Here is a 10,551-nt window from a genome sequence, read left to right as displayed (position 1 = left end):
ATTTGCTCCGGCGCAAATCTTTTGCGGGCCGGTTACGCTATGGCCGATCGAGCCCCGAGGGTGGCAGGACCCCTGTATGGACGACCGGCAACGTCGCTGACAGCCGGAGATGGCGGAACTTCGATGCTTGACCTTGCGATTGTTGGTGGCGGTCCGGGTGGCCTGATGAGCGCCTGGTATCTGAGGCGCAAACTCGGCGATCTCTGCAAGGTGACGATCTACGAGGCATCCGACCGGCTCGGCGGCAAGATCGTGACGCGCAAGTTCGATACCGCACCGGCGATGTATGAGGCTGGTGTCGCGGAAATCTACGACTACTCGATGACCGGCCCTGATCCGCTGCGCGAGCTGATCCAGCATTTCGGGCTGCAGACGATTCCGATGGATGCGCTGCAGGTGCAACTCGACGGCGAGCTGCTCGACGACGTGCCGGGGCTGCGCCGCAAATACGGCCCGAAGACGGCCGCTGCGGTCGAGGCGTTCCGCAAGCGTTGTACCGACGTGATGTCGCCGGTCGAATATTACGAGGGCGTCGGCGCCCACGATAACGAGCACCCCTGGGCCTACAAGACCTGCGAAGAGCTGCTCGACGAGGAGGTCGAGGATCCCACGGCCAAGCGCTTCTTCAAGGTGATGTCGCGCTCCGACCTCGCGACCGAGGCCCACAACACCAACGGCCTCAATGCGCTCAAGAACTTCGTGATGGATATCGACGACTATATCGGCCTGTACTCGATTCAGAACGGCAACGAGCAACTGATCGAGTGCCTGCGCTCCGAGGTCGATGCCGACATCCAGCTCAATCATCGCGTGCTCCGCATCGGCAAGACCGAGGCGGGTCGCTACCGGCTCAACATGATGAACGGCAAGGGGCCGGAGACGCGCGAGTTCGATCTCGTCCTGGTGTGCCTGCCGCATTCCTGGCTGTCGACGGTCGGCTGGGAGGGCGAGAAGCTGCGCCAGTCCATGGTCAAGCACATCGCCTATTTCGATCGTCCCGCGCATTATCTGCGCGTCTCGATCCTGTTCGACGAGCCGTTCTGGGGCGAGAAGATTCCGGGCTCCTGGTTCATGTCGGAGGCGTTCGGCGGCTGCTGCATCTACAACGAGGGCTCGCGCCACGATGTCGGCAAGCACGGCGTGCTCAACTGGCTGATCGCGGGCTCGGATGCGCTCGCCTTCGCCAACCTCTCGGACCAGGAGCTGATCGATGCCGCGCTGAAGTCGCTCCCTGCTGCGCTCGGCGACGCGCGCGCACACTTCATGGAAGGCAAGATCCACCGCTGGCTGTCGTCCGTCAACGCGCTGCCCGGCGGTCTGCCGGTACGCGACGTCATGACCAATCACCGGCCTGAGCCGAAGGAGCACCCCGGCATCGTCGTGGTCGGTGACTATCTGTTCGACTCGACCCTGAACGGGCTGCTCGATTCGTCGGACGCCGCCACCGACATCATCCTGACCGAAATGATGCGGCTGCGCCGCGCCCGCTCGCAGGCCGAAACGCCGCTGTCCGACAAGATCGACCGTGACTATTTCGACAATTATCGCGGGCAGGGGCCGTACAGCGAAGCGTGGTCGCAGTTCACCGATCCGGACTATCTGACCAGCCTGATCAAGATCGTTTGGAACCGGGCCGGCAAGGGCAAAGGCTACAAGCTCTTGGTCGCCGGCTCCGCGAGCGGTGAACTGGTGGGAGCGCTCCGCGAGCGCGGCATCGATGCCTGGGGCATCGAGAACAACCGCTACATCCATGGCAAGACGCCGAAGGCGCTGAGGAAATACAACAAGCTCGGCTCGATCACCGATATGCCATTCAAGACCGGTGAGTTCGATTTCGTGTTCGAGACCAGCCTCTGCCATCTCGGTGACAAGCAGGTTGCGCGCGCGATCCGCGAGCTCAACCGCGTCGTCAAGACCGGCCTCGTGTTCGGCTCGATCACCTCGGACATGGCTCCGGCGCTGGTCGACCGCTACGACCTGCTGCGTGGGGTCAAGAAGCTCGGCACCTGGTGGGAGTGGTCGGAGCTGTTCTTCGGCAACGGGTTCGATCTGGCCATGCACCGCCGCGATTGCACCGACGAGGTGTGGGCAGCGACACTCGCGGCCAACAAGGGGCCCGGCCAGTGGTACGCCGACGCCGACAGCCTGCGCTATTCGTTCTTCGACAAGGTCGAGGACGAAGACTAGGCTCGCGGCACAGCCGCCGGCATTTCGAGGCAGGGCCGCGGGCGTTGAACCCGGCATCTCGATGCTGTCTTGCGTCCGCGGCGCTTGTGACCGTGCTGGTTGCGTAACAGGGCCGCGTCTTGGTCGCGGCCGGTGCGGCACTGTATGGCGAGAATGCTGGCGGCAGGCGGACACAGGTGGTAAAGCCGAGCCGCTTTAATCCGTTACGGTCATACTGGCCGTGCAGGATCGGTTCGTTGAATGGCGCCCAAATCTTCACCGCCGCGAAATCAGACGTCCGCAACGGCACCTGATCCTGCCGATGATTTGGACAAGCGGGGGCCGGCGGCGGCCGTGCCTGCCGTTCCAAAACCCGGAACAGCGAAGACGTCGGCGACAGAGAAGGCTGATGTCGTCGGCGACGATGAGGACGATGACGAGGAGGACGGTGAAGAGGCCGGCCTCGACCTCGACGATGATGACGACGACGAGGATCTCGTCGTCTACACGGCCCGCGAGGCCGCCGGTGCGCTTGCAACCATCTACGGCTTCGTCTCGCCGCTGCTCGCCAGATACAAGAAGATGCTGGCTTTCGTGTCGATCGGCGTCCTGATCGAGACGCTGTTCAACGTCATCATGCCGCTCAGCCTCAAGTTCCTGATCGACGATGCGCTCGGCGAAGAGGATTTCGAGGCGCTCTATCGCATCCTCGGCGTGCTGGCCGCTGCGGGCATCTTCACCTCGATCATTGCCGTGCTCTACGAGCGCTGGGATGCGCGGCTCGCGGCCTGCGTCATCTCGGACGTCCGCACCCGTCTGTTCGATCACGTGCAGAACCTGCCGGCCGCCTATTTCCAGCGCACCAAGCGCGGCGAGATCCTGTCGCGCTTCTCGGTCGACATGTCGGCGTTCGAGAACGTCGTGAAGAGTTTCGCCAACAGCGCTGTGCTGCCGTTCCTCGAGCTGATTGCGGGCATCATTCTGATGCTGTTCCTGAACTGGCAGCTCGCTGCGATCGCGCTGCTGGTGTTTCCGATCACCCTGATCGGCCCGCGTATCCTGACGCCGAAGGCGGTTCAGGCCAATTACGAGCAGAAACTGAACGAAGCGTCGCTGCTCGGCGTGATCCAGGAGAACATCGCGGCGCAAGCCGTCATCAAGGCCTTCAGCCTGCACCGTAAGGTATTCGGCTGGTTCAGCTTCCGCAACGACGCGGCGCGGCGCAAGATGGCCGATGCGATGTTCCTGTCGACCATGGTCGAGCGCACCGTCACGATCTCCGTGCTGCTGCTGCATCTCGTCGTGCTCGCTCTCGGCGCCTATCTCGCCACCAAGGGTCAGATCACGATCGGCACCTTCGTCACCTTCGAGAGCGCATTCTGGGAGGTGTCCTACAACATCGCCCATGTCATGCATTTCGTGCCGGTGTCGATCTCCTCGGCGGCCGCGATCCGGCACATGCAGGAGCTGTTGGACGAGCCGACCCGCGGCGCCGACCGGCCGGGCGCGCCGGATCTGCCCCGCATCAGCCACGACATCACCTTCGAGCGCGTGACCTTCCAGTACGAGGGCAGCGAGACGCCGGTGCTCGACAATCTGAGCCTCAAGCTCGACGTCGGCAAGCGGATCGCGATCGTCGGTCCGTCGGGCTCGGGCAAGAGCACGCTGCTCAACCTGATCCTGCGGCTCTACGTACCCGATGAAGGCCGCGTCACCATCGACGGCGTCGACATCCGCAAGGTGACGCGCGATTCGCTTCGCGGCAGCATGGCCGTGGTGTTCCAGGACAACATGCTGTTCAACATGTCGCTGCGGGAGAACATCCGGCTCGGCAAGGAGGGCGCCACCGACGCGGAGGTGGAGGAGGCGGCCAAGAAGGCCGAGATCCACCGCTACATCATGAGCCTGCCGCAGAAATACGACACCATCGTCGGCGAGCGCGGCGACACGCTGTCCGGTGGACAGCGCCAGCGCATCGCGATCGCCCGCGCCATCATCCGCAACCCGTCCGTGCTGCTGCTCGACGAGGCCACTTCGGCGCTGGACCAGACCACGGAAGCCGCGATCAACCGCACCCTGCTCAAGGTCGCCAAGGGCCGCACCATGATCTGGTCGACCCACCGCCTGACCTCGGTGGTCGAGATGGACGAGATCATCGTCATCTCCGGCGGCCGGGCGATCGAGCGCGGCAGCCACGCCGAGCTCTTGGCGAAGAATGGGACCTATCGCAAGCTCTGGGATGACCAGGGCCATCAGCCGAGCCGGCAGGATCAGGCCGACGACGACAGCGATGACGAGGAGGACGACGACGAGGAGGATGATGACGAGGAATAGACGTTGAGCGGCGCATTGGTCTTCGTCAGCCGCTGCCGAACCCCGCGGCCGAGCGAGACGGCAAAGCGCGCCCAGCGTTGCGCCTGCCAATAGGGGCTGGCCCCGATCGAGACCGATCGGAAATTCCATGCCTTCTCGAGCGACCACGCATCGCAGGCCGTCTTGACCGGGTCCTCATAGAAGGCCGCGATCTTGGCCTCGCCCATGCCGTCAGTCGCCAGCCAGCGCGGAATGTGGACGTTGCAGAGGCGCTCGACATCGGTGAACACCTTGTCGGAACCGGTGCCGGTGACGGGGCAGGTGGTGCAGAAGGCGTCGCCGACGAGCACGACACCCGGCATGCGGTACCCGCTGTTGATGGTGAGATCGGCGGGCCGGACCCGCACCTCGCCGCTCACGGCGTACTCGCCGGTGATCCGCCGCAGGCCGGGCAGGGCGGCGGCCAGCGTTTCGACTGGGTTGCGGCGGATCGCCCGAAGCCAGGGATCATCGACCTCGCGGTAGGCGAACAGGTTCGCCCGCATGCGCTCGCCGATCGGGAACAGGGTGATGTAGGGCACCCGCGCCTTGGCTCGTTCCTGGAAATAGGTCATGGCCGGGAATGGGAAGGCGGAACGGCCGACCGGCGTCAGGTCGAACCCGATCGAGATCGAATGGGCGGGGCTGGTGATCGTGCGGGTGATTCCCAGCATGTGCCGCAGCCCGACGTTCAGCCCGTTGGCGAGCACGACGAGGCGGGCGGAGATCGTCTGCCCGTTGGACAGCACGACCGACTGGCGATCCTCGGTTGGCGTGATCGCTACGGCCTTGGCGACGATTCGCGTCACAGCGCCTGGGATCTGGTCGCGCACCGCCGTCACGAGCGCATCATACGGAATGCCGTATTGCTGGACCTGAGCCCGTTCGAGCACGTAGCCGAATCGGGCGATCCAGTTCTCCGGGGCCAGGGTGGCTTGGGTCAACGCCTTGTCGGCGATCCCGGTGCGACGGAATCGGCCGATCTGCTCGGCACCGGAGATCTTCTCGATTCGAAAGTCGGGCGGGGAGACCGCGTGGGGATCGACGAGAATCGCGGGGATGCCGGCCATTCCGAGCATGGCGGCCGTGATCGAGCCGCTCAGGCCGCCGCCAATGATCGCAATGTCGGTATATTCTGTCACCAGGCGCCTCGTCGCGGCGCCATCCTTGTCGGCCAAAGCCGAAAAAAGCCTTATCTTCGATGTTTCTGGACATGTCCCGGGCTGGAGAGGCGCCTGCACTCGCAGGGCTGTGCGGTCTGCAGATACCTCGGACGGCGGGGGCCCTGTCGGGACCGGAAACCGCAGCGGCCAGAAGCGCTTCTTTGCGCGTCCCGCGGCGTCGTTTTGCTTGACTTGGATATTTACCGCTTATAAAAGGCCGGCACTCAACGACAGGCGGTGAGCTTCGCCAGCGTCGGTACGGATCACCCAGACCACCCGAAACCGGGCGGGACGGGCACAACCCTCGACGAATGCCGCTCAAACGCTGTCGATCATAGCTAGGCAATGCCAAAACGATATTAGATCTCTCGAGCTCGTTCTCCTGAGACCAATTTCGGATGCATGACCTCGGTAGGCCGCCCGCCAGCGCAAGCTGACTGGTGGTGATCGCGGTCCTCTGTGGCGTCAAGCGCTTTCCGTTCAGCGATGGACGGTTGGCGCGATTTCGTTTTGCGTGGGTTTTGATCGCGCGAAACGGCCCGGTGAGGCGGGGAACCTCGAACAGAATTTGCGGAAGCCGGTCGCGGTCTCCGTGCGAACGTTGAGAAGGGTGAAGGCCAAGATGCCGACGATCAACCAGCTGATCGCAAATCCGCGCGAAGTGCAGAAGTCGCGCAAGAAGGTGCCGGCGCTGCAGCAGTCGCCGCAGAAGCGTGGCGTTTGCACGCGCGTCTACACCACGACCCCGAAGAAGCCGAACTCGGCGCTTCGTAAGGTCGCCAAGGTGCGCCTGACCAACGGCTTCGAGGTGATCGGCTACATTCCGGGTGAAGGCCATAACCTGCAGGAGCACTCGGTGGTCATGATCCGCGGCGGCCGCGTCAAGGACTTGCCGGGCGTGCGCTACCACATCCTCCGCGGCGTGCTGGATACCCAGGGCGTCAAGAACCGTAAGCAGCGCCGTTCGAAGTATGGCGCGAAGCGTCCGAAGTAAGACGTTCGAGAGAAGCGGGAACAAGATCACATGTCGCGTCGCCATTCAGCCGAAAAGCGTGAAGTGCTTCCGGATCCGAAGTTCGGGAACATCATTGTCACCAAGTTCATGAACTCGGTGATGTACGCCGGCAAGAAGTCGGTCGCCGAAGGTATCGTCTACGGCGCGTTCGGCATCATCGAGGCCAAGACCAAGCAGAGCCCGCTGACGGTGTTCGAGCAGGCTCTCGAAAACGTCATGCCGACCATCGAGGTCCGCTCCCGTCGCGTCGGCGGCGCGACCTACCAGGTGCCGGTCGAGGTTCGTTCGACTCGCCGGCAGGCGCTGGGCATCCGCTGGCTGATCTCGGCCGCGCGCGACCGCAACGAGAAGACGATGACCGAGCGGCTTTCGGCGGAGCTGCTCGACGCCTCGAACAATCGGGGTAACGCCGTGAAGAAGCGTGAAGACGTGCACCGGATGGCGGAAGCCAACCGCGCCTTCTCGCACTATCGCTGGTAACGGCGACCCGAACGGAAATCAGGGAACACACCCATGCCCCGCCAACACGCCATCGAAGACTATCGCAACTTCGGCATCATGGCGCATATCGACGCCGGCAAGACCACGACGACCGAGCGCATCCTCTATTATACCGGCAAGAGCCACAAGATCGGCGAAGTGCACGAAGGTGCCGCGACGATGGACTGGATGGAGCAGGAGCAGGAGCGTGGCATCACGATCACCTCGGCTGCGACCACTGCGTTCTGGAACGGCAAGCGCCTGAACATCATCGACACCCCCGGCCACGTCGACTTCACCATCGAGGTCGAGCGCAGCTTGCGGGTGCTCGACGGCGCCGTGTGCGTTCTCGACTCCAACCAGGGCGTCGAGCCGCAGACCGAGACCGTCTGGCGCCAGGGCGACAAGTACAAGGTTCCGCGCATCGTCTTCGCCAACAAGATGGACAAGACCGGTGCCGACTTCTTCAAGTGCCTGGCCGACATCGTCGATCGCCTGGGCGCGAAGCCTGTTGCGATCCAGCTGCCGATCGGCGCCGAGAACAATTTCAAGGGCTGCATCGATCTCGTGACGATGAAGGCGATCGTCTGGAACGACGAGGCGCTCGGCGCGAAGTTCGACTACGTCGAGATCCCGGCTGATCTCGCCGACCAGGCCAAGGAATATCGCGAGAAGCTGGTGGAGGCCGCCGTCGAGCTCGACGACGACGCGCTCACCGCGTTCCTGGACGGCAAGGAGCCGGACGAGGCGACTCTGAAGCGCCTGATCCGCAAGGCCGTGCTGACCGGCGCGTTCTATCCGGTGCTGTGCGGCTCGGCCTTCAAGAACAAGGGCGTGCAGCCGTTGCTCGACGCCGTCGTCGACTATCTGCCGTCGCCGCTCGACGTGCCTGCGATCAAGGGCACCGACGACAAGGGCAACGAGGTCGTGCGCAAGGCGGACGACAAGGAGCCGCTGGCGCTGCTCGCGTTCAAGATCATGGACGACCCCTTCGTCGGCACGATCACGTTCTGCCGCATCTATTCGGGCATCCTGACCTCGGGCACCGGCGTGGTGAACTCGACCCGCGAGAAGAAGGAGCGCATCGGCCGCATGCTGCTGATGCATGCGAACAACCGCGAGGACATCAAGGAAGCCTATGCCGGCGACATCGTCGCCCTCGCAGGCCTCAAGGAAGCCCGCACCGGTGACACGCTGTGCGATCCGTCCAACCAGGTGATCCTGGAAAAGATGGAATTCCCGGAGCCGGTCATCGAGATTGCGATCGAGCCGAAGTCGAAGGCCGACCAGGAGAAGCTCGGCGTCGCGCTGGCGAAGCTGGCCGCTGAGGATCCGTCCTTCCGCGTGTCGACCGATCACGAGTCGGGCCAGACCATCCTCAAGGGGATGGGCGAGCTCCATCTCGACATCAAGGTCGACATCCTCAAGCGCACCTACAAGGTCGATGCGAACATCGGCGCGCCGCAGGTGGCGTTCCGTGAGCGTATCACCAAGCCGGCCAACGTGGACTACACCCACAAGAAGCAGACCGGTGGTACCGGCCAGTTCGCGGCCGTGAGCCTCGTGGTCGAGCCGAACGAGCCCGGTGGCGGCTACGTGTTCGAGTCCAAGATCGTCGGCGGTGCGGTTCCGAAGGAATACATCCCGGGCGTCGAGAAGGGCATCGAGAGCGTGCTCGGCGCGGGCGTCGTCGCCGGCTTCCCGGTGGTCGACGTCAAGGTGGCGCTGGTCGACGGCAAGTATCACGATGTCGACTCGTCGGCGCTGGCCTTCGAAATCGCCTCTCGTGCGGCTTTCCGCGAGGCGCTGCAGAAGGGCAAGTCGGTTCTGCTCGAGCCGATCATGAAGGTCGAGGTGGTGACCCCGGAAGACTACACCGGCTCGGTCATCGGCGACCTGAACTCGCGTCGTGGCCAGATCCAGGGCCAGGACATGCGCGGCAATGCCAACGTCATCAACGCGATGGTGCCGCTCATGAACATGTTCGGTTACGTGAACAACCTGCGCTCCATGAGCCAGGGGCGCGCGACCTTCACGATGCAGTTCTCGCACTACGCTGAAGCGCCGGCCAACGTGTCGGCCGAAGTCCAGAAGAAGTTTGCCTGATTGTCGTTAGCTCAAGTTAGCGACTGAACGGAGAGTCAAATGGCCAAAGCTAAGTTTGAACGTAACAAGCCCCACTGCAACATCGGCACCATCGGTCACGTCGACCACGGCAAGACCTCGCTGACGGCTGCAATCACCAAGATCCTGGCCGAGACGGGCGGTGCGACGTTCACTGCCTACGACCAGATCGACAAGGCCCCGGAAGAGAAGGCGCGCGGCATCACCATCTCGACCGCGCACGTCGAGTACGAGACCAAGAACCGCCACTACGCCCACGTCGATTGCCCCGGCCACGCCGACTACGTGAAGAACATGATCACCGGCGCTGCCCAGATGGACGGCGCGATCCTGGTCGTGTCGGCCGCTGACGGCCCGATGCCGCAGACCCGTGAGCACATCCTGCTCGCTCGCCAGGTCGGCGTGCCGGCGCTGGTCGTGTTCCTCAACAAGTGCGACATGGTCGACGATCCGGAGCTGCTGGAGCTCGTCGAGCTCGAGGTCCGCGAGCTGCTCTCGAAGTACGAATTCCCGGGCGACAAGATCCCGATCATCAAGGGCTCGGCGCTGGCCGCTCTGGAAGATTCGGACAAGAAGCTCGGCCACGACGCCATCCTCGAGCTGATGCGCAATGTCGACGAGTACATTCCGCAGCCGGAGCGTCCGATCGACCAGCCCTTCCTGATGCCGGTCGAAGACGTGTTCTCGATCTCGGGCCGCGGCACCGTGGTGACCGGCCGCGTCGAGCGCGGCATCATCAAGGTCGGTGAGGAAATCGAGATCGTCGGCATCCGTCCGACCCAGAAGACCACCGTCACCGGCGTTGAAATGTTCCGCAAGCTGCTCGATCAGGGCCAGGCCGGTGACAACATCGGCGCGCTGCTCCGCGGCACCAAGCGCGAGGACGTCGAGCGCGGCCAGGTGCTGTGCAAGCCGGGTTCGGTCAAGCCGCACACCAAGTTCAAGGCTGAGGCCTACATCCTCACCAAGGAAGAGGGTGGCCGTCACACGCCGTTCTTCACCAACTATCGTCCGCAGTTCTACTTCCGCACGACCGACGTGACCGGCGTCGTTCACCTGCCGGAAGGCACCGAGATGGTGATGCCGGGCGACAACATTGCGATGGAAGTGCACCTGATCGTGCCGATCGCGATGGAGGAGAAGCTGCGCTTCGCCATCCGCGAGGGCGGCCGCACCGTCGGCGCTGGCGTCGTCGCCTCGATCATCGAGTAACAACAGCGAATAGGGAATGGCGGGTGGGCGAGTGGAGAT

At 63.7% G+C, this 10,551-nt stretch carries 7 protein-coding genes; 6 read left to right on the top strand and 1 reads right to left on the bottom strand.

From position 1 onward, the window contains the following. Positions 1-123 precede the first annotated feature (123 nt). A complete protein-coding gene (locus tag ACQR13_RS07810; protein ID WP_315714567.1) occupies positions 124-2,187 on the top strand; it encodes an FAD-dependent oxidoreductase in 2,064 nt (687 codons plus the stop codon). Between the two features lie 240 nt (positions 2,188-2,427). Then, entirely contained in the window at positions 2,428-4,500 is a 2,073-nt protein-coding gene (locus ACQR13_RS07805) for an ABC transporter ATP-binding protein (RefSeq protein WP_434862717.1), read from the top strand. On the opposite strand, the gene ACQR13_RS07800 is transcribed toward ACQR13_RS07805, so the two are convergent. Next, positions 4,437-5,660, bottom strand: a complete 1,224-nt coding sequence (locus ACQR13_RS07800; RefSeq protein WP_434862716.1) for an FAD-dependent oxidoreductase — start codon at positions 5,658-5,660, stop codon at positions 4,437-4,439. The two genes, ACQR13_RS07805 and ACQR13_RS07800, sit on opposite strands and share 64 nt — an antisense overlap. A gap of 643 nt (positions 5,661-6,303) precedes the next feature. Here ACQR13_RS07800 and rpsL point away from each other — a divergent pair. Genes rpsL through tuf form a run of 4 tightly spaced genes read left to right on the top strand, consistent with a single transcriptional unit; the run spans position 6,304 to position 10,512 of the window. Further along, on the top strand, positions 6,304-6,675 hold the full coding sequence (rpsL, locus tag ACQR13_RS07795) for a 30S ribosomal protein S12 (RefSeq protein ID WP_006611834.1): 372 nt from the start codon (positions 6,304-6,306) through the stop codon (positions 6,673-6,675). A 30-nt stretch (positions 6,676-6,705) separates the two neighbouring features. Beyond that, positions 6,706-7,176, top strand: a complete 471-nt coding sequence (gene rpsG, locus ACQR13_RS07790; RefSeq protein WP_006611835.1) for a 30S ribosomal protein S7 — start codon at positions 6,706-6,708, stop codon at positions 7,174-7,176. A 33-nt stretch (positions 7,177-7,209) separates the two neighbouring features. After that, positions 7,210-9,282 carry an elongation factor G gene (fusA, locus tag ACQR13_RS07785; protein WP_315714564.1) on the top strand — a complete coding sequence of 691 codons (2,073 nt, stop codon included), beginning with the start codon at positions 7,210-7,212 and terminating at the stop codon, positions 9,280-9,282. Between the two features lie 39 nt (positions 9,283-9,321). Beyond that, positions 9,322-10,512, top strand: coding sequence for an elongation factor Tu (tuf, locus tag ACQR13_RS07780; protein WP_006611837.1), 1,191 nt, complete (start codon positions 9,322-9,324; stop codon positions 10,510-10,512). Positions 10,513-10,551: the final 39 nt, after the last annotated feature.

Origin of the sequence: Bradyrhizobium sp. HKCCYLRH3059 (assembly GCF_051168035.1) — a bacterium.
Taxonomy (GTDB): Bacteria; Pseudomonadota; Alphaproteobacteria; order Rhizobiales; family Xanthobacteraceae; genus Bradyrhizobium.
Note: the sequence above shows the minus strand (reverse complement) of the source record. Positions and strands in the feature narration are given on the sequence as shown.

Bases quoted from the DNA above. Each gene is read 5' to 3' on its own strand.
- ACQR13_RS07805 (WP_434862717.1), top strand. From the start codon at position 2,428: ATGGCGCCCAAATCTTCACCGCCGCGAAATCAGACGTCCGCAACGGCA.
- tuf (WP_006611837.1), top strand. From the start codon at position 9,322: ATGGCCAAAGCTAAGTTTGAACGTAACAAGCCCCACTGCAACATCGGC.
- ACQR13_RS07810 (WP_315714567.1), top strand. From the start codon at position 124: ATGCTTGACCTTGCGATTGTTGGTGGCGGTCCGGGTGGCCTGATGAGC.
- fusA (WP_315714564.1), top strand. From the start codon at position 7,210: ATGCCCCGCCAACACGCCATCGAAGACTATCGCAACTTCGGCATCATG.
- rpsL (WP_006611834.1), top strand. From the start codon at position 6,304: ATGCCGACGATCAACCAGCTGATCGCAAATCCGCGCGAAGTGCAGAAG.
- rpsG (WP_006611835.1), top strand. From the start codon at position 6,706: ATGTCGCGTCGCCATTCAGCCGAAAAGCGTGAAGTGCTTCCGGATCCG.